We start from the raw sequence: 23,037 nt of genomic DNA on the forward strand, positions 1-23,037 counted from the left end.
CGCCGTCCGCGAGGCGGCGACAGTTTGCACGAACTCCCCCCGCAGCGCAAACGCCTTCACGGGGTCAATTTCGGGTGACGGTCAGGGAACTTCCCACACGCCCCGGCTATTCCATCGGCGGGAGCCGGAGGCGTGCCATCCTGACCCGCGCGGACGGGCGGATTCGGGCCCGGATCAAGGGGGCAGGCGATGCTGACGCTCAGCGTGATCGGCGTCGAGGACGGTGTGCTCATCGCCGCGTCCGAGAGCGGCGACCGCTTCCGCATCCCCGTCGACCTGGACGTGGAGGCACGCCTCCGCGACGGCCGCAGTGTCGTCGACGGCCCGCGCATCACGCCGCGCGAGATCCAGGCCCACGTGCGTGCCGGCCTGTCTGCGCTGCAGGTCGCGGCACTGACCGGCACCCCGATCGCCTATGTCGAGCGGTTCAGCGGACCGGTGCTCGCCGAGCTGGCCTACGTCGTCGACACGGCGCTGGCGGTGCGGGTGCAGCCGGAGGATCCGGATGCGGTGCCGCGCACCTTCCGCGCGGTGATGAGCGAGCGGCTCGCCGCCCTGGACGCCACGGTGATCGTCTGGTCCAGCTGCCGGGAGGTGGCCGGGGGCTGGGTGATCGTGCTCGACTTCGTCGCCGACGAGATCCAGCACGAGGCGCGCTGGCGGTTCGAACCCAAACGGCAATTGCTGACACCGGACAACGTGGAGGCGACCACGCTGTCGCAGGCTGGGACACCGGTCGCCCTCACCCCGCGGCTGCGGGCGCTGGAACAGACCGGACCGATATCGCTGCCGGTCCAGCCCGCCGGTGCGCCGGAGTCCGAGGATGACGCGCCCGTGGCACCCGGCGCCGACAGCGACATCGGCCCCGTCGAGTCGCCGTCGGCACCCGTGCGCTCGCTGCACGACCGACGCGAGCCGGCATCCGCTCCGACCCCGACTTCGACGCCGACGAAGGCAGCAGCCGCGCCCACGCGGTTCGACAGTGCCGCATTCCGCTTCCCGTCGCTCACGCCGGATCAGGAGCAGCTGTCCGGGCCGGACGACGCGAGCGATGGCGTGCCTGGGAACGAGGCCGACGCAGCTGCACGGACGTCGAGTCCCACGACCGACCTGCTGACGGCGCTCGCCCAGAAGCGAGGCCGGCGCGAGGGCGGCGAGCCGTCGAGCTCGCTCGGCGACGGTACCGGCGAGGAAGAGGACGACGACGAGGACCCGTTCCGCACGCCGCCACGCCCCGACCGCGACGTGCCGGCGCAGATCACGCGCGGTCGCTTCCCGGAGGCGCTGCCGCCGGCCGAGCCCAAGCCCGCGCCGCAGCCGTTGAAGCGGCCTCGCACCCGCGTGGGCCGGCGTGGCGCGGCGGCGAGCACCCTGACGGCCGCCGAGACGGCGAAGCGTCCGGCATCGTCTCGCGCTGCGCCGACTCAGCACGCGCCGGCCGGCGAGGCGCCTGCCCCTGAGGGGGCGAGCCCCGAAGCGGCAGGCACAGAGGCGGCAGGCACCGAGGCGCCACCGAACCGTCCGGTCGCCGTGCCGCCGCCACCACCGGCCCCGGTCGTCCGACCTCGACGGGGTCGCACCACGATGCCGAGCTGGGACGAGATCGTCTACGGCAAAGACGAAGACTGAGGCTCCCCTCAGGACGCGGCCGCGCCGAAGCGCAGCAGCGGCACGATCCGCTCCGCGGAGGTCCACGATCCGTGCTGGCCGATCATCCCGTGTCCCTTCGGGCGGCGGGAGTCGAGCAGTACCCAGCGTCCCGTCGCCGCGACCAGCACATCCCCGATCCGCGGCTCCACGTGCGGATCCACCGTGCCGAACCACTGCTCGCCGATCGCCTGCGCACGCGTGAGCGCCCGCACGGCACCGCCGAACGCCTCGTTCCAATCGGCGGCCACGGCCACCGGGTCGGCGCCGGCCCGCAAATGCAGCTGCCGGCAGCGCGGCTCGCCGGCTATCGCCGCGACGTCGTCGAGCAGTCCGGGCACGATGTCGTAGAACAGGTGCCGATCGGGCGAGGTGTCCAGGATGCCGTGATCGGCGGTCAGCACCAGGCCGGCGCCGGCCGGCAGCCCGGCGATGCAGTCCGCGACGGCGGCGTCGACCGCCTCCAGGTGCTCGGTCCAGCGCGGCGACCGCCAGCCCGCCGCGTGCGCGGCCACATCCAGCTCTGGCACGTACAGATACGCGATCGACGGGCCGGGACCGGCGATGACCTGCTGCCACGCCTCGAACCGGGCCGCGATGGTCCTGGCGCCCAGGTACTCGGCCCCGCGCAGGACCGACCGAGTGAACCCGGTGGTCGCGTAGTGCCGCGGGCCGATCGCGACGGCCCTGACCCCCTCGCGCGCCGCCTGCTCGAAGACGGTCGGGCAGCGCTGCCACGCATCTGGCAGCGACCCGTCGTCGAAGCCGTGCAGCTGGTTCACCACGACTCCGGTCGCCGGATCGAGGGCGGAGTAGCCGACCAGCCCGTGCTGTCCCGGATCGGTGCCGGTGGTCAGGCTCGCGAGCGCGGCGGCCGTCGTGGTCGGGAATCCGCTGACCATGCGGGCCCGCTTGCCGGACGCCGCCGCGAGCGTGCGCGCGTGCCCCGACCGAGCCGCGAGCGCCTCCGCGCCCAGCCCGTCGACCAGGACCACCGCCGCATGCCGCATCGGCGGCAGCCGCAGCGGATTCGGGCGCCCGAGCACGGCGGCAAGGCAACTGGTGAACACGTCGCGCAGCCCACCGGGAGCGACGGGCCCGGCCGGTATGGTGTGGGCCACGACGGACCAGTCTGCCGCAGGCGCTGACTCCCGGCCCTCCCGTACCGGATCGAGCCGATGACCCCCACCCCGCCCGAGCCGCCCGGCGAGCGCATCCAGGACATCGACGTCTCGGCCGAGATGCAGGGCTCGTTCTTGGAGTACGCCTACTCCGTCATCTACTCCCGGGCCTTGCCCGATGCCCGCGACGGCCTGAAGCCGGTCCAGCGCCGCATCCTGTATCAGATGGCCGACATGGGGCTGCGGCCCGACCGTGGGCACGTGAAGTCCGCCCGCGTGGTCGGCGACGTGATGGGCAAGCTGCACCCCCATGGCGACACCGCCATCTACGACGCCCTGGTGCGCATGGCGCAGCCGTTCACGATGCGGCTGCCGCTGATCGACGGGCACGGCAACTTCGGCTCGCTCGACGACGGGCCGGCCGCGCAGCGCTATACCGAGGCGCGGCTCGCGGCTGCGGCGATGGCGATGGTCGCGGATCTGGACGAAGACGTCGTGGACTTCGGACCGAACTACGACAACACGCTCGACGAGCCGCAGGTGCTGCCGGCCAACTTCCCGAACCTGCTCGTCAACGGCGCAAGCGGCATCGCGGTCGGGATGGCCACGAACATGGCGCCCCACAACCTGGTGGAGGTCGTGGCCGGCGCCCGCCATCTGATTCGGCATCCGGATGCGACGCTCGACGACGTGATGCGGTTCATCCCGGGGCCGGACCTGCCGAGCGGCGGCACGATCGTGGGACTGGCGGGCATCCGCGACGCGTACGCCACCGGGCGCGGCGCGTTCCGCACCCGAGCGAAGGTCGCGGTCGAGCCGGTCACGGCGCGCAAAGCGGGACTCGTCATCACCGAGCTGCCGTACCTGGTGGGGCCGGAGCGGGTGATCGAGAAGATCGCCGACGGCGTGAAGACCAAGAAGCTGTCCGGCATCGCCGACGTCAACGACTACACCGACGACGAGCACGGCCTGCGCCTGATCGTGGAGATCAAGACCGGCTTCGACCCGCTCGCGGTGCTCGAGCAGCTGTACCGGTACACGCCGCTGGAGGAGTCGTTCAACATCAACGCGGTCGCCCTGGTCGGCGGCGGGCCGCGCACCCTGGGGCTGCTCGAGCTGCTGCACGTGTACATCGGCCACCGCATCCAGGTGGTCACGCGACGCACGGCCTACCGGCTCGCCCGCCGCGAGGAGCGGCTGCACCTGGTCGAGGGCCTGCTGATCGCGATCCTCGACATCGACCGGGTGATCGCCATCATCCGCGGCAGCGACGACACCGCAGCCGCCCGGGCTGGGCTGATCGAGGCGTTCGCGCTGACCGAGCTGCAGGCGGACTACATCCTGGAGCTGCGGCTGCGCCGCCTGACCCGCTTCTCGACCGTTGAGCTGACGACCGAGGCGCAGCAGCTGCGCGACGAGATCGCGACGCTGCGGGCGCTGCTGGCGGACCCGGAGCGATTGCGTCGTACGGTCGCCGACGAGCTGGACCAGGCGGCGCAGCTGTTCGGCACCCCGCGCCGTACTTGGCTCACCGAGGCGACGGCGCTCCCGCCGGTCAAGCGCGGGCAGCCGGTGCTGGAGATCCAGGACGTGCCGTGCCGCGTGTACCTCTCGACGTCGGGCCGCATCGCCCGGGTGGACGGAGCGTCGGAGCCGGTGAGCGCCGCTCGTGGTCGTGCCGGCCATGACGCGATCCGTTCCCAGGTGACGACGACCAGCCGCGGAACGGCGGGCGCCGTGACGAACCGGGGCCGGTTGCTTCGCTTCTCCCCCGTCGACCTGCCGGTGATGCCGGCCGCGTCGGTGCAACTCGGCGCGGGGACGCCCGTCGACGCCTACCTCGGCGGCCTGCCGAAGGGCGAGCACGTGCTGGCGCTGGTCCCGGTGGACGAGGCGACCGTCGTCGCGGTCGGCACCGCGGGCGGCGTGGTGAAGCGGGTCGCGCCGGGCGGCTGGCCGAACCGGCCGGCCTTCGACCTGATCGCGCTGAAGCCGGGCGACGAGCTGGTCGGCGCCGGGGCGGCCGACGACGCCGCGGAACTCGTCTTCGTCACGGCCGATGCGCAGCTGCTGCACTTCGGCGCCGCGCTCGTGCGGCCCCAGGGCGTGACCGCCGGCGGCGTCGCGGGGATCTCCCTCGGTGCGAAGGCCCGGGTGATCGCCTTCTGCGCCATCGATCCGGACGAGGCGGTCGTCGCCACCGTGTCCGTGGATGCGGGCGGACTGGACGGTGTAGCGAGCGGCCGCGGCAAGCTGTCGTCGCTGACCGACTTCCCGGCGAAGGGCCGCGGTACCTCCGGGGTGCGAGCGCACACCCTGCTGCGCGGCGAGACCGGCCTGGCGGTGGCGTGGGTCGGCCCGGCGCCGGCCCTGGCGGTCGGCGTAGACGGCACCGTGCGCGCCTTCCCCGACGCCCTCGCCAAGCGCGACGCCTCCGGCACGCCCCTGGCAGCCCCGATCGCCGCCTTCGGCACCGCCGCCCGCTGACGCGAACGAGCAGCTCGCGGACGACGGTCAGACGTCGATGCGGTCGCGGTCCAGGCCGTCGGCGCCGTCGATGATGAACTCCTTGCGCGGCGCGACCTCGTTGCCCATCAGCAGTTCGAACATCGCCTCGTCGGCGGCCGCGTCCGCGATCCGCACCCGGCGCAGCGTGCGGTACCGGCGGTCCATGGTCGTCGCCTTCAACTGGTCGGCGTCCATCTCGCCGAGGCCCTTGTAGCGCTGGATCGGGTCCTGGTAGTGCTTCTTCTCGCGCTGCAACTGGGCGAGCACGCCGTGCAACTCCTGCTCGCTGTAGGTGTAGATCGGCTCGGTGCGCTTGCCGCCCTGCACCACCACCCGGTGCAGCGGCGGCACGGCGGCGAACACCCGCCCCTGCTCGATCATCGGTCGCATGTACCGGAAGAAGAGCGTGAGCAGCAGGGTGCGGATGTGGGCTCCGTCGACGTCGGCGTCGCTCATCAGGATCACCTTGCCGTAGCGGGCCGCCGACAGGTCGAAGCTGCGGCCGGAGCCGCCGCCGATCGCCTGGATGATCGCGGCGCATTCGGCGTTGCCCAGCATGTCGCCGATGGACGCCTTCTGGACGTTCAGGATCTTGCCCCGGATCGGCATCACGGCTTGATACTCGCTGTCGCGCGCGAGCTTGGCGGTACCGAGTGCGGAGTCGCCCTCCACGATGAAGAGCTCGGTGTTGGCGACGTTCGTGGAGCGGCAGTCCTTCAGCTTCACCGGCAGCTGCGACGACTCCAGCGCGTTCTTGCGGCGCTGGGTCTCCTTGTGGGCGCGGGCGGAGATGCGCGCCTTCATCTCGGCGACGACCTTGTCGAGCAGCAGCGCGGTCTGCGCCTTGTCGTCCCGCTTGGGCGAGGTGAACCGGGCATTCAGCGCAGTGCCGACGACGTTGGCCACGATGGCCCGGACCGCGGGCGTGCCGAGCACCTCCTTGGTCTGGCCCTCGAACTGCGGCTCGGGCAGCCGCACGGTGAGGACCGCCGTCAGGCCCGCCAGCACGTCGTCCTTCTCGAGCTTCTCGGTGGCGGTCACCTTCAGGCGTCGCGCCGCCGACTCGACCTGCGCCTTCAGCACCTTCATCAGCCCGGCCTCGAAGCCCTGGCTGTGCGTGCCGCCCTTGGGCGTGGCGATGATGTTCGCGAAGCTCTTCATCGTCGTCTCGTACCCGACACCCCACCGCAGGGCCACGTCGACCTCGCACTCCCGCTGCACGACGGTGGGCTCCATGTGGCCGTTGGCCTGCAGCACGGGCACCGTCTCGGTGAAGCCGCCGGAGCCGGTCAGGCGCCAGGTGTCGGTGATGCCGGCGTCCTTCGCCAGGAAGTCGGCGAAGGCGGCGATGCCGCCCTCGTAGTGGAACCGCTGGCTGACCGGCTGCTCGCCGCGCTCGTCGTCGATGACGATCGCGAGGCCGGGAACGAGGAATGCGGTCTGCTGCGCCCGAGCGGTCAACTCCTCGAGCGAGAAGGTCGCGCCGCGGGTGAAGATCTGCCGGTCGGCCCAGTAGCGCACCCGCGTGCCGGTGCGGCCCCGCGGCACCTTGCCGGCCACTCGCAGAATGCTGCCCGACACGAACGGCTCGAAGGGCGCATCCGGCGAGGCCGCGCCGCGGTCCGCGAACGTGCCCGGCTCGCCGCGATGGAACGACATCGCCCAGGTCTTGCCGTCGCGGTCCACCTCCACGTCCAGCCGCTCGGAGAGGGCGTTGACGACGGAGGCGCCCACGCCGTGCAGACCGCCGGAGGCCGCGTAGGAACCGGAGCCGAACTTGCCGCCGGCATGTAGCTTCGTGAACACGACCTCGACCCCGGTCAGCCCCGTCTTCGGCTCCAGATCGACCGGGATGCCCCGCGCGGTGTCGCGCACCTCGACGCTGGAGTCGCGGTGCAGCACCACGTGGATCTCGGAGCCGTGACCGCCGAGCGCCTCGTCCACCGAGTTGTCGATGATCTCCCACAGGCAGTGCATCAGCCCGCGGGAATCGGTCGAGCCGATGTACATGCCGGGACGCTTGCGCACCGCCTCCAGCCCCTCGAGGACCGAGAGGTGCCGGGCCGAATAATCGCTGGACGCCATGAGCGCAACCTAACGGCGCCCGCCGACGGCCCCGACCCAGCCACTCCGACGCCGCCGGCACCGCGGCTCGCGCGGCCCGCTCAGGATTGCGCGTTCAGCGAACTGGCAAGGCGTTCCGCGCACGCCGGAAACATCCCCGTGTTTACATGGGACCTCGCACGACACCAGCACGCACGTCAGCAGCACCGAGGAGGCCCCCATGACGCATTCAGCAGATCACGGCGCGCTCGACACCTTCGAGCCGGAATACTCCTTGACCGCCCTCGACCGCTGCGACAGCTGTGGCGCCCAGGCGTACATCCGGGTCCGGCTGGACAAGGGCGAACTCTTCTTCTGCGCCCACCACGGCAACAAGTACCAGGAGAAGCTGGCGGGCATCGCCCACAGCTGGCACGACGAGAGCAGCCGCCTGCTGCAGGAGTCCAAAGCCTGACCTCCTGATCCCAGGTCATCAGTCGCCCGCCCGAGTCCGCTCGGGCGGGCGTTCTGCGTTCGAGGGCTGCTTCTGCCGGGGGAACGGCCGCGGGGGCGCCAGAATGTCGGCTGCGGCCGAAGCCGCCGTACCTCACGGAGACTCCACTGTCCGAAGCGCCCGCGCCTGCTGCGATCAGTGCTGCCGCGACCGGCGCACCCGCGCCGTCCGGCCGCGCGGGACTGCGCCGTGAGGCGCGCATCGACCTGGCCGCCCTGGCGGCGAACCTGCGCGACGCGGTGGCCGCCGGCCGGACGACGCTCGACGCGCGCGCCGACGCGTACGGACACTCGCTGCGGCTCGTCGCGCCCGTGGCGCGCTCGGCCGGCGTCCGCCGGGTGATCGTCACGGACGACACCGACGCCGCGGTGACCGCGCTCGCCGGATACGGGCCCGACGACCTGGTGGTCGGCCGATTCCCGACCCCCGTCCCATTCGACTCGGCGGTGGCCGATTCGGTCGCCCCCGACTCGGTGGTAGGAGACCCGTGGGGCCTGGGGCCGGCTGCCGCCCGACCCGTGATGACGCTGATCGCGGAGGTGATCGCGGTCAAGCACGTCGGCACCGGTGCCGGCGTCTCGTACGGCTACACGTACCGGACGACGGCGCCCACGACGCTGGCCCTCGTCGGACTGGGCTATGCGGACGGCGTCCCGCGGCTCGCCTCCAACCGGGCGACCGTGCTGATCGAGGGCTTCGAACTGCCGATCGTGGGTCGGATCGCCATGGACCAGTTCGTGGTGGATTGCGCCGGCGGCACCCCCACCCTCGGCGCGGAGGTCGTGCTGTTCGGGTCGCCGGACGGCGCACCGACCGCCGCCGCCTGGGCGGCCGCCACCGAACGGCCGGCGACGCACCTGACCGCCGGACTCGGCCGGCGGATCCTGCGGATCGCGACGCATGCCCGCTGAAGCGAGCGCTCGGATCGAGCTGGAGCTCGCAGCGTTCCGCCACAACGTCGCGCTGCTGGCCGAGCTCGTCGCCCCCGCGCGCACCATGATCGCGGTCAAGGCCGACGCCTACGGGCACGGCATGCTGCCCTTCGCGCGGGCCGCCCTCGAGGTGGGCGCCCACGAGCTGGCCGTCCTGGAGGTGCCGGCCGGCCTCGCCCTGCGGCAGGCGGGGATCACGGTGCCGCTGTTCGCCTGGCTGCACGGCCGCGACACCGACTTCGCAGCCGCGATCGCCGCCGACATCGACCTCGGCGTGTCGTCGCTCGCCGAACTCGACGCCGTCCTCGCGGCCGGAGCGGCGACGCCCGCGGCCATCCACTTGAAGATCGACACCGGCCTGCACCGCAACGGCGCGAGCGCCGAGGACTGGCCCGCGCTCGTGACGGCGGCCCGCACGGCCGAGCAGGCGGGGCGGGTGCGCGTCGCCGCCATCTGGTCGCACCTGGCCGATGCCTCCCCCGAGGAGGATGCGGCTGCCCTCGGCGCCCTGCTCGCGGCGGTCCAGGTCGCCCGTGACCTCGGCGTCGAGCCACCGCTGATCCACCTGGCTGCCAGTTCGGCCGGCATCCGCGAGCCCGCAGCCCGCCTCGGCATGGTGCGGTTCGGGATCGCCGCTTACGGCATCTCGCCCTTCGATGACGTGGACGGGGCGGGCCTCGGCCTGCGCCCGGTGATCTCCCTGCACGCGCCGGTCCTGCACGTCGAGCAGGGCGTGGCGACGCTCGGCGTGGGCAGCGCCGACGGGATCCCGCCCTCGGTGGTCGGGCCCTCCCACGGCGGCGCGGCGGTGCTGCTCGCCGGCACCCGCCGGCCGGTGACGGCGATCGGCGTCGACACGATGCAGGTCGGAATCGGCGACGCGCCCATCCGGCCCGGCCAGGAGGCGGTGGTGTTCGGGTCCGGCGGCGCGGGCGAGCCGACAGCGGAGGAGTGGGCGGGCTGGGCGGGCACGATCGGCGACGAGATCGTGGCCCGCGCCAGTGGCCGCATCCCGCGCCGCATCATCCGCTGAGCGGCCCCGCCCACCGAAGCACGTCAGCAGGACCAGGTCTCGACAGCAGGCTGCTGGTCGACCCACGACCTGCTGTCGGGACCCTGTCCTGCTGTCGCGCTCCCCTCGAGCGAGCTGGTCGCTCGTCAGCCGGCGGCGAGACCCAGCCGTCGACGGATCGCCTGCCGCGAACGCCGGGCGAGCGCATCGACCGCGTCGACTCGCGCGTCGCCGGCAGGCAGGACGGCGCCGGCACTCGTCGCTGCATCCTGCAGCAGCCGGTCGGCCCACGCGGGATTCATCGGCAGGAACGGCCCGTGCAGCCCCGTCGCAACGAGCGCCCCCGCGAGCAGTCCCTCCGGAGCATCGCCCTGCGGCCCGGACGCACCCGCGTTGCCGTGTCCGCGCGTGAGCCGCGCCAGCGGCTGCACCCCCGGGTCCAGTCGCGTGACCGCCGCGTGGTTCTCGAAGCCCGCGACCTCGCCCAGCATCGAGTCGCCCGCGACCTCGCCGACGGCCCGCTCGGCGCCGAGCGCCGCCGTGCTCGGATACACGCCGGCGCCGGCAACCACGGATCCGTCCGGCTCGGTCACCGAACGACCGAGCAACTGCCATCCTGCGGCGACGGCCAGGAACGGCACCCCCGTTGCGGCCCATGCGCACAGTCGCTCCGCCCGGGACAGCACGTCGTCGTGCAGCTGCGCGCGAGCGCCGGACGACCCACTGCCGATGTGCACCAGGTGCGCCTCGGCGGGCAGGGGCTCGCCCGGCCCGATCCGCAGCACATCGATTGCCAGGCCGCGCCAGGCCGCGCGACGCTCGAGGGCCAGCACGTTGCCGGAGTCGCCGTTGATGTCCAACTCCCGGGCGTACAGGTGCACGAGCGTGAGCGCACTCACGCGGCGCCCTCCAACTCCAGATGACCGAGCTGCCGGCGGATCAGCATCATCTGCTCGTAGTTGACGAGAATCGTCTTGCGCCCGTGCGCCGGGGTCGGCAGAGCGAGGAAAGCGGCCAGGGCCCGCGTGAGGTCGGGTTCGACCGACGCCACGGGGATGTCGCCGTACGCGAACCGGGTGGCCAACTGCCAGCACTTGGTTCCGGTGAGCACGTCGACGTGGTCGATGGCGGCGAAATCGGTGCCGTAGATCCACGACGGATCCGGCGTCCCCTCGTCGACGGCGACGAACAGTTGCTCCGGCGGCTCGGCGATGGCGTCGAGGTTCACCTGCAGGCTGGGCGGGTTCTTCATCATGAGCAGCTCGATCTGCTCCGCGTCCGCACCCGGCCCGGCGCGCAGCACCTCGCCGCGGCCGTACACGGCCTGCATGGACGCGAGCCCGGTGGCCGCCTCGGCCGGCCGGAACCGGTCGCCGAGCAGCTCGTGCGCCATCGCGACGGCTGCCGCGGCGTCGGCGGCGTAGTGCAGGCCACGAGCCGGCAGGACCACCGACAGCGGCGCTTCGTCGACGACGAGCGTGGCGGTCGCGCCGGACGACTCGGTGACGCGGATCGTGTCGGGAAGGGTGGAGGCCGCACCTCTGTCGGCGAGCGCGGGGTTGTCACCGCGGGCGAGCCACGGCGAGTCCGCCAGCAGGGACGGGTCGAGCCGGAAGGCCGCGAGCGCCGCCCCGCCCCGGGCCCCCGCGGCAAGCCGGACCAGATTGTGGTCGTCACCGTTGACGACCAGGTGCCGGGTGGCCTTCTCGGCGATCGCGGCGAGCATCCGCACCACGCGGTCCGGCTCGTGGAACCGGTTCAGCTGGTCGACCTGCACGTTCACGAGCAGCACGCTGTGCGGCTGCAGCACGCTCGCCAGCCGCGGGCCGTACGCCTCGTCGACTTCCAGGACGGCGATGTCGGCATCCAGCCGGCCGGAGAGTGGCGCCTCCGCCAGCAGAGCGGAGGCGACACCCTGTGGCAGGTTGGCACCGCTCGGATTCGTGAACACCCGCACCCCATGTGCACGCAGCACGCGCACCAGCATGTGTGTGGTCGTCGACTTGCCGTTGGACCCCGACACGAAGACGACGCCGAGGGGCAGTCGCTCCACCGCCCGGCCCAAGAACCGGGGTGCGATCAGCAGCGCGACCCGGCCCGGCATCGCCGAACCGCCGCCCCGGGCGCGCGCGAGGACCCGGACCAGGCGGCCCGCGAGGACCGCCAGGGCCGTGCGCACGGGCGGCCTACTCCAGGTAGTCGCGCAGCGACTGCGACCGCGACGGGTGGCGCAGCTTGGCCATGGTCTTCGACTCGATCTGGCGGATGCGCTCCCGCGTCACGCCGAACGTGTCGCCGATCTGGTCGAGCGTCTTCGGCATGCCGTCGCCCAGACCGAACCGCATGCGGATGACACCGGCTTCGCGCTCCGACAGGGAGTCGAGCAGGCTCTCCAGCTGCTTCTGCAGCATCGTGAAGCCGACCGCGTCGGCCGGCACGACGGCTTCGGTGTCCTCGATCAGGTCGCCGAACTCGCTGTCGCCGTCCTCGCCCAACGGGGTGTGCAGAGAAATGGGCTCGCGGCCGTACTTCTGCACCTCGACGACCTTCTCAGGCGTCATGTCCAGTTCGCGGCTCAACTCCTCGGGCGTGGGCTCGCGGCCCAGGTCCTGCAGCATCTGCCGCTGCACGCGGGCCAGCTTGTTGATCACCTCGACCATGTGCACCGGGATGCGGATGGTGCGGGCCTGGTCGGCCATCGCGCGGGTGATCGCCTGCCGGATCCACCACGTGGCGTAGGTGGAGAACTTGAAGCCCTTGGTGTAGTCGAACTTCTCGACCGCGCGGATCAGGCCCAGGTTGCCCTCCTGGATCAGGTCCAGGAACTGCATTCCGCGCCCGGTATACCTCTTGGCCAGCGAGACGACCAGACGCAGGTTCGCGCCGAGCAGGTGGCTCTTGGCCCGCTGCCCGTCACGGGCGACCCACTTGAGCTCCCGCTCCAACTCGCGGCTGAACGTGCCCGCCTCGGTCTGCAGCTTCTCCTCCGCGAACAGGCCGGACTCGATGCGCATGGCCAGCTCGACCTCTTCGGCCGCGTTCAGCAGTGCGACCTTGCCGATCTGCTTCAGGTAGTCCTTGACCGGGTCGGCGGTGGCACCGGTGATGGCCGTCGAGTAGACCGGCACGTCGTCGTCGTCGACGACCGACAACACCAGTGCGCCACTCGGCAGCGGCGCATCGGCCATGACCGGTGCATCGTCGTCGCTGTCCGGGTCGACGACTGCGACAGGCTCCACGGTGGCGGCCGGCTCGGCGTCGTCGGCGACGGTGTCGCCCTCGACCACCACGTCGGCCACGGCGACATCGACGTCGTCCAGGTCCTCGGGATCGACCGCCTCAGGGTCGACGACCAGGTCCTCGGGGACCTCGTCGGGCGACTCCTGGTCGCCCTCCGGAGCGACCGCAGCAGTGGTGACAGCCCGCTTCGACGCACTGGACGACGCCGTCGTCGCCTTGGCCGCCGTGGTGGCCTTGGCGGCCCGTGGCTTGGTCGTGCGCGGCTTGGTGACGCGCTTCGTCTCGACCGGCGCGGCCGCCTGCGGCTCGGACGGCTCGGCCTGCTCGGTCGTGGGAATCGGATCGGCGAGAACGGATGAACGGGCTGCCATGGTGGTCCCCTAGTGGTCGGTCGAGCGAATGAGATGAGGCCGTCCCCGCCGTCGCGCACGGAGGGCTGTCGCGGGCGGAGGCAGGTGTGCCGGTCGCACGCCATCCCCGAAAGCGGCGTGATCAGACGGTGCGGGACTGTGCCCTACGGGATGTAGGTGCACAACGTGGTGGAGGTGCGGATTGCTGAGGATGCGGATGTCGGGCGCCCAGCCCGAGTTCAGGAGGTTAGGACGCGATCTCCGGAACGCGGATCAAGAAGGGGATCCGCAGCGCGCGTCCGCCTACAATTATACACACCCGGCACGGGCGAGGGGGCGCCGACTGTGACCGGAACCGGGTGCGCCGCCGCGAGGTCGACGCGGGTCGCGGCTGGGTCAGGGACGCTCGTCCTCGCCGGTGCGCCGCAGGGAGAGGAACTTCTCCAGCTCCGCCGCCAGTTCGTCCGCGCTGGGCAGCGCTCCATCGTCGTCGGTGAGCAGCGACCGCCGCGGGTTGCCGGCGAGGTAGGCATCGTGCCGCTCTTCGAGGGTGCGCACCAGGGTGGCGAGCTCCTCGTTGCCGGCGACCTGCTCGTCCACCCGAAGGAAGTACTCCCGAGACTCGGCTCGCAGCTGGTCGGTCGAGAACATCAGGCCGGTCGCCGCCTGGACGACTTCCAGGCTCTTGATCGCCGCGGCCGGCAGCTCGGTGTCCGCCAGGTAGTGCGACACGAGCAGCACGAACTCCGCGACGGGACTGCCGCGCTCCGCCAACCGGTACTCGATCAGGTGCAGGACGTTCGCGGGGACCCGGGTGCTGGGTTTCCAGACGCTCATCGCGTCGATCAGATCCTGCCGGTTGCCGCCGACGGTCACCTCGATAGGGCGCGTGTGCGGCGCCGGCATGGGGATGGCGTGCACCCAGGTCGTGGTGGCGACGCCGAGCCGGTCGAGCAGCCGCAGCAGGGCCCGACTGAAGCGCTCCCACTGGAAGTCCGGCTCGTACCCGGCCAGCAGCAGGAACCCGCGTCCGTTGTCGTCGTGCGCCAGCGACAGCGTCAGGGTGGCCGGCTCGTACGCGCTCAGGTGGTCCTGGTCGAACTCGATGATCGGGCGCCGCGCGCGGTAGTCCAGCAGCTCTTCGGCGTCGAACGTCGCCACGAGCTGCGGCGATGTGTTCGCACGCAGGTACTCGGTCAACTGGCTGATCGCGCCGCCCGCGTCGGAGAAACCGGCGAGCGCCGCGACCAGCGGCAGCCCGGTCGGAACCTGCCCCGCGAGCTCGGTGAGCTCGATCAGGTCGTCCGGCTCTCTCATCCGGCCCATGGTAGGCGCCCCGTCCGACCCCATCGACCCGGTCGTGACCGGCCCCCCGTGCCAGGCGCTCCATGCCAGGCTCCCCGCATGCCGACCGCCCTCGCCGCGCTCCACTCCACGCTCTCGGACGAGCCGCCCGCCGGATTCGCGCTGGACCGCATCGAGAAGGCGGAGGATGCGCTGCGGGTGACGTTCCGTTTCCGGTCCGACCCGGTGCGCTACTCCGCCTCGATCGACGCACCCTCGATCAACAGAGCGTCGACCGCGGCGACCGAGGAGGTGCAGGGCTGGGCGACGGAGGTGCGGTCGCGGCTGGCCGAGGCACTGCAGGACGGTTGGGTGTCCCGGGCGCGCCGAACAGTCACCGACTCGGGCGTGACACTGTCCGTCACGGACTGCGCGACCGTCGTACCGCCCGGGTATCAGCTGGGCGATGTGGCGGTGCGGTCGGCCGCGGGCGGAGCCCGAGAGGACGCCGGCTGGTGGCTTGCGACGGAGGGGTTCACGGTCGCCCCGCTGCAGCGCTCGGCGGCGGTCGGCAGTGTCGTGGCGTGGGTCGCCGGATCGGCCGCCACCGAACTCGCCGCCCCCACACTCGCGCACGCCGCGGTCGTCGTCGACGACGACGGGGCCGCCGTGCTGCACCTGGAAGCGCGGCCCCACGTGGCGTCGTCGCTCGCCACCGCGTGCGCATACCGAGCGCTCCGCACCGCCGCCGAAGCCGGCGTCGAATCCGTCCGCACCTCGCTCGATGCGGTGGCGCTCGCGCCGCTGCACCTGCGGGCGACCGCCGGCCGACCGGCGACGATGCTGCTCGCCGACCTGCCCGTGCCGGACCTCGTCGCCTGAGCCTCCGCCTCCGCCTCCGCCTCCGTCTCCGAAGCTCGCGCTCGTAGGCTCGCGGCATGCCCATCCCGAACGTGGCCGTCTCCGCCGAACCGATCGAGGAGTGGGCTGGCGACGTCCTCGTGATCGGCGTCGGCGTCATCGACGGGCGTCCGTCGCTCGCCGTCGCCGACGAGGTGCGCACCGCCCTCGGTCTGGATGACCTGGACCTGGCGGCGATCGGCGCCGGCGCGACGACCGGCGAGGTCTGGCGTCTGCCGCTGCCGAGCGGCGCCGCGCGCTCGTTGGCCCTCGTGGGTCTCAGCACGCAGCCGCCGGACGTCGACGGGCTGCGCGCCGCCGCGGGCACCGTCACCCGCCGCATCCGCGGTGTGTCGTCGGTCGGCTTCGCGCTGCCCGTCGCCGACGTCATCGCCGCGGAGGCCGTGCTGGAGGGCGCGGCACTCGGCGCGTACACGTACTCGGAGTACCGCAGCACGCCGCCGACAGCCGAGAGCCGATCGGCATCCGACGTCGTGCTGCTCACCGGGCTGCCGGTGCCGCAGGCGGTGCTCGAGAAGGTCGCCGTGACCGCGGAGGTGGTCGCGCTGACGAAGGACCTCGTGAACGCGTCGCCGCTCGACCTGTATCCCGCCACGCTCGCCGACATCGCGGCGCAGCACGCCGAGCAGGCGGGTGTCTCGGTGCGCATCTGGGATGAAGACGCCCTGCGTGGAGAAGGATTCGGCGGGCTGCTGGGCGTCGGCGGCGGGTCGAGCCGGCCCCCTCGACTCGTGCGCCTCGGGTGGGAACCCGAAGGCGCGGCCGCGGCCGTCGCCCTGGTCGGCAAGGGCATCACCTTCGACTCCGGCGGACTCTCTCTGAAGCCGCCCGGCTCGATGGTCGGCATGAAGTACGACATGACCGGCGCCGCGACGGTGCTCGCGGCAGTGCTCGTGGCAGCCCGGCTGCGGCTGCCCGTGCGGGTGACGGCGTGGCTGTGCCTGGCCGAGAACATGCCGTCGGGCACCGCGATCCGCCCGAACGACGTGCTGCGCATCCACGGCGGCACGACCGTGGAGGTGCTGAACACCGATGCGGAGGGACGCCTGGTGCTCGCAGACGGCCTGGTCGCGGCGAGCGCGGAGCATCCCGACCTGATCGTCGACGTCGCCACCCTGACGGGAGCGGCGGCGACGGCGCTCGGCACCCGGACGACCGCGGTGATGGGCGACGCCCGCCTCGCCGCCCGCGTGACGAGCGCGGCGCAGTCCGTCGGGGAACCGGCCTGGCACATGCCGCTCCCCGACGAGTTACGGGCCCTGCTGAAATCCGACGTCGCGGACATCGCCAACGCGAAGCCCGGCAATACCGCCGGCGGCATGCTTCTGGCGGGCGTCTTCCTGCGCGAGTTCGTGGGCCGCAGCCCGGAGGGTGCCCCCATCCCCTGGGCGCACCTGGACATCGCCGCCACTGCGAACAACGCCGGCGCGGCATGGGGCCACATCGGCGCGGGCCCGACGGGCGTGATGGTGCGGACGCTCGTGGCACTGCTCGCCGATGTGGCAGGGCGCTGATCCGTCCGCCCGCCCGCTCCCCCGCTCACGGCGACGCGTCGAATCGGAGCGGTAAGGTCGTCGCGGCGGTTTCGGTGCGCGTCGGACATGCCTCTCGGCAGACCGTGCACACCGCCGCCACCGTGAACAGAAGGAGTTCCCCGACGTGCCCGATCAGTCCTTCGACCTGGTAGTCCTCGGCGGCGGGAGTGGCGGGTACGCCGCTGCGCTGCGCGCCAGCGAACTCGGCATGACCGTCGGGATGATCGAGAAGGACAAGGTCGGCGGCACCTGCCTGCACCGCGGCTGCATCCCGACCAAGGCGCTGCTGCACGCGGCCGAGATCGCCGACGCGGCCCGCGAATCCGAGCACTACGGCATCCGGGCGACACTGGAGGGTGTCGACGTGGCGGGCGTCACCACCTACCGAACGGGCATCGTCGCGAAGAAGCACAAGGGCCTGCAGTCGCTGCTGAAGGCGCGCAACGTCACGACCATCGAGGGTGCGGGCCGGTTGACCTCGGCCACCACCGTGCAGGTGGGCGACTCCGTGATCACCGGCAAGAAGGTCGTGCTGGCGACGGGTTCGTACTCGCGCAGCCTGCCGGGACTCGAACTCGGCGGCCGCATCATCACCTCCGAGCAGGCCCTCGACCTGGAGTACGTGCCTAAAAAGGTCGCCGTGCTCGGCGGCGGTGTGATCGGGGTCGAGTTCGCCAGCGTGTGGAAGTCGTTCGGCGCCGACGTCGTGATCATCGAGGCCCTGCCCCATCTCGTCCCCAACGAGGAGGAGGTGCTGAGCAAGGGTCTGGAGCGCGCCTACCGCCGTCGTGGGATCGAGTACAAGCTGGGCATCCGGTTCTCCTCGGTCACCCAGGACGACTCCGGCGTCGTCGTCACGCTGGAGAACGGCGACACGATCGAGGCGGACCTGCTGCTCGTCGCGGTCGGCCGCGGCCCGTTCACGCAGGATCTGGGCTTCGAGCAGGCAGGCGTTGCGCTCGACCGCGGTTTCGTGACCGTGAACGAGCGCCTGGAGTCGTCGCTGCCCGGCGTGTACGCCGTCGGCGACATCGTCTTCGGGTTGCAGCTGGCCCACCGCAGCTTCCAGCAGGGCATCTTCGTCGCCGAAGAGATCGCGGGGCTGAACCCGGCGATCGTCAGCGACGTGAACGTGCCGCGCATCACCTACTCCGATCCCGAGGTCGCCTCCGTCGGCCTCACCGAGGCGAAGGCCGTCGAGCAGTACGGCCGCGACGAGGTGCAGTCCTACGACTTCAGCCTGGCCGGCAACGCACGGAGCGAGATCCTCGGTACGACCGGCTCCGTCAAGGTGGTCCGCCGCAAGGACGGTCCAGTACTCGGCGTCCACGGCATCGGCTCGCGTATCGGCGAGCTGATCGGCGAGGCGCAGCTGGTCGTGAACTGGGAGGCGTACCCGGAGGACATCGCCCCTTACATCCACGGTCACCCGACCCAGCACGAGGCCCTCGGCGAGGCGTTCCTGGCGCTCGCCGGCAAGCCGCTGCACGCGCTCTGATGACGCCGGAACGACTTGGGCGGGCCGCCGCTTCGAAAGGAACACAGCGATGAGTGAGTCGATCACCCTGCCGGCGCTCGGCGAGAGCGTCACCGAGGGCACGGTGACCCGCTGGTTGAAGCAGGTCGGCGACCAGGTCGAGGTCGACGAGCCGCTGCTCGAGGTCTCCACCGACAAGGTCGACACCGAAATCCCCTCCCCGATCGCCGGTGTGATCGAGGAGATCCTGGTCCAGGAGGACGAGACCGTCGAGGTCGGCGCAGCCCTGGTGCGCATCGGCGACGGATCGGGCTCCGGCACGGACTCGGGTTCCGACGAGCAGACGCAGGCACCGGAACCCGAGGAGGCCGAGCCGGCACCCATCGACTCCTCGCCCCAGCCGGCGCCCGAGCAGGTGCAGCAGGACGAGCCCCAGCAGTCCGGCGACGCTGGCACCTCCTACACCGGTCCCTCGCCCGAGACCGAGTCGGCCGCGCCCGAGGCGCAACCGGCGAATGAGCAGCAGGCGCAGCCGGCGAAGGAGCAGCAGGCGCAGCCGGCGCCCCAGCCCGCCGCGGGCGCCCAGACCGACGTCCCCTCCACCGATGCACCGGTCGGCACCGACGCCGCCTCCGGCAGCGCAGCCGGCGAAGCTCCGGCCGCTCCCCCGGCGCCGGCTCAGCCGGAGCCCGCCCCCGCCGCGACCGTGCCCAGCCCTCCGGCTCCGGCTCCCGCCCCGGCTGCTCCCACTCCCTCCGCTCCGGAGTCGAGCCCGCCCGCCGGCGCACATGCGTCAGCGCCGTACGTCACCCCGATCGTCCGCAAGCTGGCTCACGACCGTGGTGTCGACCTGACACAGCTGCAGGGGTCCGGGATCGGCGGCCGCATCCGCAAGGAGGACGTCCTCGCCGCCGCTGAAGCCGCTGCCCAACCCGCGGCCCCGGCCGAAGCGCCGACGCCCGCCGCGGGATCGGTGCCTGCGAGAGAGCCGTCGCCGCTGCGTGGCACCACCGTGAAGATGTCCCGACTGCGCAAGGTGGTCGCCGAGCGCGCGGTCGTGTCGATGCAGTCCAGCGCGCAGCTGACGACCGTCGTGGAGGCCGACGTCACCGCGGTCGCCGCGTACCGCGACAGCGTGAAGGCAGACTTCCAGGCGAAGACCGGGCTGAAGCTGTCGTTCCTGCCCTTCTTCGCTCTGGCCGCCACGGAGGCGTTGCAGCAGTACCCGATCATCAACGCGACGGTCGACGGCGACTCCATCGTCTACCCGGACACCGAGAACCTCAGCATCGCAGTCGACACCGAGCGGGGACTGCTGACCCCGGTGGTGCGGAACGCCGGATCTCTGTCGATCGCGGAGCTGGCCGGCCAGATCGCCGATCTCGCCTCGCGCACCCGCGAGAACAAGCTGAAGCCCGACGAGCTGGCGGGCGGCACGTTCACGCTCACCAACACCGGCTCGCGCGGCGCCCTGTTCGACACGCCGCTCGTGTTCCTGCCCCAGGTCGCGATCCTCGGCACCGGCATCGTGGCCCGCAAGCCGCTGGTCGTCAAAGCCGACGGCGGGGAGGCGATCGCGATCCGGTCCACGGTGTACCTGGCCCTCAGCTACGACCACCGCATCGTCGATGGCGCGGATGCCGCGAGGTTCCTGGTCTCGGTCAAGCAGCGCCTGGAGGCCGGCGACTTCGCCGCAGACCTCGGTATCTGACCCGCGCACTCGAACCATCCGCGGTCAGCCGGTGGGCAGGATGACGTCCCGCAGCAGCCAGTCGTCGCCCTGACGAACGATCAGCACGGTCGCCCGGCCGATCCCGACTGTGGCGGTCGTCCCGGATACGGCACGCAGCACCGCGGTAGCATCCGGGACCCGGACCGCCTCGACGCCGGCGACCAGCGCGGCCCCGTCGAGCACCGCGACCGGCGAGCCGGACACCTCCAGTGGGCGCAGGCACCGGGCGTCACCGGCGGCGAGGCACGCCGCCCGGAGTGCGACGAGTCGTGTCGCGGCCCTCGTCGGCTGCGCCTCGCCCGATACCGCCGCAGTCGGCACCGACGACGCCCGCGCGCTCGGTGTCACCGCGGGTGTCGAGTGCGATGACGCGGTCACCCGCGGCGGTGCGCCAACCGCCTCCGCTCCACGGCCCGGCAGCAGCACGGTCGCCGCCGCCAGCAGCAGCACCGACGTTCCCGCGATCAACCACAGTCGCGGTCGCACCCGCCGGAGCGGATCGATCACCCGGCGGAGCGCCGCGCTGAGCGCCGTCCTGGCACGGCTCGTCCAGCCGCCGTCGCCGTCGCCGTCGCCTCGCCCCTCCGGACGCTGGGGCGAGGGCAGCGGCGGGGCCGGTGTCGCGGTCGGGGTGGTCGAGGGATCTTCGGTGGGCGGGATGACCCGGCCGGGCGTCTGTTCCGGCGCCCGCCCGGTCGTCGATGCTGCGCCGGCCAGCAGGACCGGCTCGGGCTCCGCCCATCGGAAGAGCTCCCGCACAGCGGTGTCCGGGTCCGCAGCCAGGGCGGGCGCGACTGCTTCACCCCGTCGCATCAGGGCGTTTGCCAGGGTGGCGAGGGCTCGTTCGTCGGCGGCGACGGCCGCGGCGAACCGCGCATCCCGTGCACCCTGCGCCACCACCGCGTCGTCGAACGCGGTGAGCGTCGGGGTGCCGGCCGTGTCGAAGCGCACCGTGCCGGGCCCGACGGCACCGTGTGTGACACCAGCGGCATGCAGCCGACCGAGGGTCTGGATCAGGGGCACGAGCACCGTGACTACCTCGCCCGGCGACAGGCGGCGCTCGGCGAGCAGCTCGCCGAGCGACCACGGCAGCCGTGGCAGCACGAGCACCGGATCGCCGTTCGGCGCGGTGCCGATGTCCAGCACGGCCTCGACGTGCGGCCCGGCGGCCCGGAGGAGCGCCACCACCGGCGGTCCCGCCGACGCCGTACCGCCACCGCGGTCTGCCCGGCGCAGGTGCACGAGAAGACCGTCCGGCCCGGTCGCTGTCGGCGAGCGGGAGCAGGAGGTCGCCTCGCCCCGGTCGGGGTCGTCCCCCAGGTCGTAGCCGACGAGCGATCCGGTCATGTCGGCAGGGTGCCGCAGGCGCAGCCGACGATGGGTGCCGGACCGGAGGATGGGGATAGCTGCGAGCGGCCGCCGGCTGGGAGGGAGCGCCCGCCCGGGCGGTAGGATCGGGCCCCATGGCGCGTTCCACGGCCGTCGCTCAGCCGAAGAAGCCCGGCCGCGTGCGGCAGTTCATCCAGGTCTTCCAGATGACCCGCAAGGCCGACCCGAAGACGACGCTGTGGGTGGCACTCGGCTTCCTCGGCGGCGTGCTCATCGGGGTCGGGATCGGTGTGCTCATCGCGAACGGCAACGCGCTCACGATCGTGCTGTACACGGTGCTGGGCGTCGTCCTCGGGCTGCTCGCGGCCCTCATCATCTTGGGGCAGCTCGCCGAGCGGGCCGCCTACTCGCAGATCGAGGGGCAGGCCGGAGCCGTCGGCGCGGTGCTGCGCACCTCACTGCGGCGCGGCTGGCGCGGCAGCGAACTGCCGGTCGCCGTCAACGGCCGCACCCGTGACGCCGTGTACCGCGCGGTCGGTCGGGCGGGCGTCGTGCTGATCGCCGAGGGCCCCCGCGGGCGCACCCAGCGCATGCTCGACGACGAGCGACGCAAGGTCGTGCGGGTCGCTCCGAACGTGCCCGTGTCGGTGCTGCGCGTCGGCGACGACGAGGGGTCCATCCGACTGCGGCAGATCAGCCGTCGGCTGACGCGGCTGAAGCCGCAGCTCACCCGCTCCGAGGTGCTGGCCGTCGCCAACCGGCTCGAGTCGCTCAGCGGCGGCCTGCCCGTGCCGAAGGGCGTCGACCCGACCCGGATGCGCCCGGTCCGGCGCTGACCATGGCGCAGCGCATGACCGTGCTCGAGGCGGCCGAGGTCCTCGGTGTCGAACCGGACGCCGACCTGCCCGACATCCAACTCGCCTATCGACGGCTCGCCCGAGGCACCCATCCGGATACATCTCCCGATGTCTCCGACTCCGACCGGCACGAGGCGGCTGAGCGGTTCGACCGCATCGTACGGGCGCGGGACGTGCTGGTCGAGCGCAAGCCCGTGGTCGCGATCCGGGTGGAGCCGATCGGCTGGCAACCCCGCGCCGGCGGCATCGGCACCTCGCTGGCGCTGCTCGCGATCCTCGCCTTCCTGCTGCTCGCCATCGTCTCACTCGACGACGCGTACCGGATGGATCCCGCGTCCGATCAACCCGGTCAGAGCCAGCCCACGGTCGTCCCCGACAGCCGCTGAGCGGAGACCGGACCGCCTGCGCAGGCGCCTGTCCAGGTTCGGTTCACGCGCGGGAAACAACGCGGTGATTCGGTCGAAACGGCTGCTCCATAGGGTCAGAGGCGGTTGCCGCACGCAACCACCGCCCCGCAGCTTGGAGACACGCACCA

Annotated in this window: 18 protein-coding genes; 11 read left to right on the forward strand and 7 right to left on the reverse strand. The window is 72.3% G+C overall.

The features are described 5' to 3' along the window. The first annotated feature begins 189 nt into the window (after positions 1-189). Positions 190-1,629 (forward strand): septation protein SepH, encoded by a 1,440-nt coding sequence (sepH, locus tag ACFE7H_RS06040; RefSeq protein ID WP_375400309.1) that lies wholly within the window; start codon positions 190-192, stop codon positions 1,627-1,629. Positions 1,630-1,637: 8 nt separating this feature from the next. On the opposite strand, the gene ACFE7H_RS06045 is transcribed toward sepH, so the two are convergent. Then, positions 1,638-2,768, reverse strand: coding sequence for an alkaline phosphatase family protein (locus ACFE7H_RS06045; RefSeq protein WP_375400310.1), 1,131 nt, complete (start codon positions 2,766-2,768; stop codon positions 1,638-1,640). 57 nt (positions 2,769-2,825) lie between these two features. Here ACFE7H_RS06045 and ACFE7H_RS06050 point away from each other — a divergent pair, with 57 nt between their 5' ends. Continuing rightward, complete coding sequence (locus ACFE7H_RS06050) at positions 2,826-5,255, forward strand: DNA topoisomerase (ATP-hydrolyzing) subunit A (protein WP_375400311.1); 2,430 nt, start codon at positions 2,826-2,828, stop codon at positions 5,253-5,255. Between the two features lie 27 nt (positions 5,256-5,282). On the opposite strand, the gene ACFE7H_RS06055 is transcribed toward ACFE7H_RS06050, so the two are convergent. Beyond that, positions 5,283-7,361, reverse strand: a complete 2,079-nt coding sequence (locus tag ACFE7H_RS06055; protein WP_375400312.1) for a type IIA DNA topoisomerase subunit B — start codon at positions 7,359-7,361, stop codon at positions 5,283-5,285. A gap of 199 nt (positions 7,362-7,560) precedes the next feature. On the opposite strand from ACFE7H_RS06055, the gene ACFE7H_RS06060 reads away from it, so the two are divergent. The 3 genes from ACFE7H_RS06060 to ACFE7H_RS06070 all read left to right on the forward strand — a co-directional run bounded on the left by ACFE7H_RS06060 (position 7,561) and on the right by ACFE7H_RS06070 (position 9,798). Then, a complete protein-coding gene (locus ACFE7H_RS06060) occupies positions 7,561-7,794 on the forward strand; it encodes a hypothetical protein (protein ID WP_375400313.1) in 234 nt (77 codons plus the stop codon). Positions 7,795-8,072: 278 nt separating this feature from the next. Continuing rightward, positions 8,073-8,744, forward strand: a complete 672-nt coding sequence (locus ACFE7H_RS06065) for an alanine racemase (RefSeq protein WP_375400314.1) — start codon at positions 8,073-8,075, stop codon at positions 8,742-8,744. Beyond that, positions 8,734-9,798, forward strand: coding sequence for an alanine racemase (locus ACFE7H_RS06070; protein WP_375400315.1), 1,065 nt, complete (start codon positions 8,734-8,736; stop codon positions 9,796-9,798). Before ACFE7H_RS06065 ends, ACFE7H_RS06070 begins: the two co-directional genes overlap by 11 nt. A 125-nt stretch (positions 9,799-9,923) precedes the next feature. Here the strand turns inward: ACFE7H_RS06070 and ACFE7H_RS06075 are convergent, their stop codons facing one another. The 4 genes from ACFE7H_RS06075 to ACFE7H_RS06090 form a co-directional block, all read right to left on the reverse strand. Next, positions 9,924-10,676 (reverse strand): type 1 glutamine amidotransferase, encoded by a 753-nt coding sequence (locus tag ACFE7H_RS06075; RefSeq protein ID WP_375400316.1) that lies wholly within the window; start codon positions 10,674-10,676, stop codon positions 9,924-9,926. Then, entirely contained in the window at positions 10,673-11,956 is a 1,284-nt protein-coding gene (locus ACFE7H_RS06080; protein ID WP_375400317.1) for a Mur ligase family protein, read from the reverse strand. Before ACFE7H_RS06080 ends, ACFE7H_RS06075 begins: the two co-directional genes overlap by 4 nt. Before the next feature lie 7 nt (positions 11,957-11,963). After that, positions 11,964-13,388 carry an RNA polymerase sigma factor gene (locus ACFE7H_RS06085; protein WP_375400318.1) on the reverse strand — a complete coding sequence of 475 codons (1,425 nt, stop codon included), beginning with the start codon at positions 13,386-13,388 and terminating at the stop codon, positions 11,964-11,966. A gap of 375 nt (positions 13,389-13,763) precedes the next feature. Continuing rightward, complete coding sequence (locus ACFE7H_RS06090) at positions 13,764-14,684, reverse strand: proteasome assembly chaperone family protein (protein WP_375400319.1); 921 nt, start codon at positions 14,682-14,684, stop codon at positions 13,764-13,766. 87 nt (positions 14,685-14,771) lie between these two features. Between ACFE7H_RS06090 and ACFE7H_RS06095 the strand changes: the two genes are divergently transcribed. The 4 genes from ACFE7H_RS06095 (at position 14,772) to sucB (ending at position 20,295) form a co-directional block, all read left to right on the forward strand. Further along, on the forward strand, positions 14,772-15,533 hold the full coding sequence (locus tag ACFE7H_RS06095) for a hypothetical protein (protein ID WP_375400320.1): 762 nt from the start codon (positions 14,772-14,774) through the stop codon (positions 15,531-15,533). A 56-nt stretch (positions 15,534-15,589) separates the two neighbouring features. Next, complete coding sequence (locus tag ACFE7H_RS06100) at positions 15,590-17,086, forward strand: leucyl aminopeptidase (RefSeq protein WP_375400321.1); 1,497 nt, start codon at positions 15,590-15,592, stop codon at positions 17,084-17,086. A gap of 145 nt (positions 17,087-17,231) precedes the next feature. Continuing rightward, entirely contained in the window at positions 17,232-18,605 is a 1,374-nt protein-coding gene (lpdA, locus tag ACFE7H_RS06105) for a dihydrolipoyl dehydrogenase (protein ID WP_375400322.1), read from the forward strand. 49 nt (positions 18,606-18,654) lie between these two features. Then, the gene (sucB, locus tag ACFE7H_RS06110) at positions 18,655-20,295 is read left to right on the forward strand and encodes a 2-oxoglutarate dehydrogenase, E2 component, dihydrolipoamide succinyltransferase (protein ID WP_375400323.1); all 1,641 of its coding nucleotides are present in this window, start codon (positions 18,655-18,657) and stop codon (positions 20,293-20,295) included. Between the two features lie 24 nt (positions 20,296-20,319). On the opposite strand, the gene ACFE7H_RS06115 is transcribed toward sucB, so the two are convergent. Further along, positions 20,320-21,663 (reverse strand): hypothetical protein, encoded by a 1,344-nt coding sequence (locus ACFE7H_RS06115; RefSeq protein ID WP_375400324.1) that lies wholly within the window; start codon positions 21,661-21,663, stop codon positions 20,320-20,322. A gap of 116 nt (positions 21,664-21,779) precedes the next feature. Between ACFE7H_RS06115 and ACFE7H_RS06120 the strand changes: the two genes are divergently transcribed. Together ACFE7H_RS06120 and ACFE7H_RS06125 are read left to right on the forward strand one after the other, a co-directional pair. Next, a complete protein-coding gene (locus tag ACFE7H_RS06120) occupies positions 21,780-22,481 on the forward strand; it encodes a DUF4191 family protein (RefSeq protein WP_375400325.1) in 702 nt (233 codons plus the stop codon). 14 nt (positions 22,482-22,495) lie between these two features. After that, positions 22,496-22,888 (forward strand): J domain-containing protein, encoded by a 393-nt coding sequence (locus tag ACFE7H_RS06125; protein WP_375400326.1) that lies wholly within the window; start codon positions 22,496-22,498, stop codon positions 22,886-22,888. Positions 22,889-23,037: the final 149 nt, after the last annotated feature.

Source organism: uncultured Amnibacterium sp. (genome assembly GCF_964250715.1).
Classification (GTDB): Bacteria; Actinomycetota; Actinomycetes; order Actinomycetales; family Microbacteriaceae; genus Amnibacterium.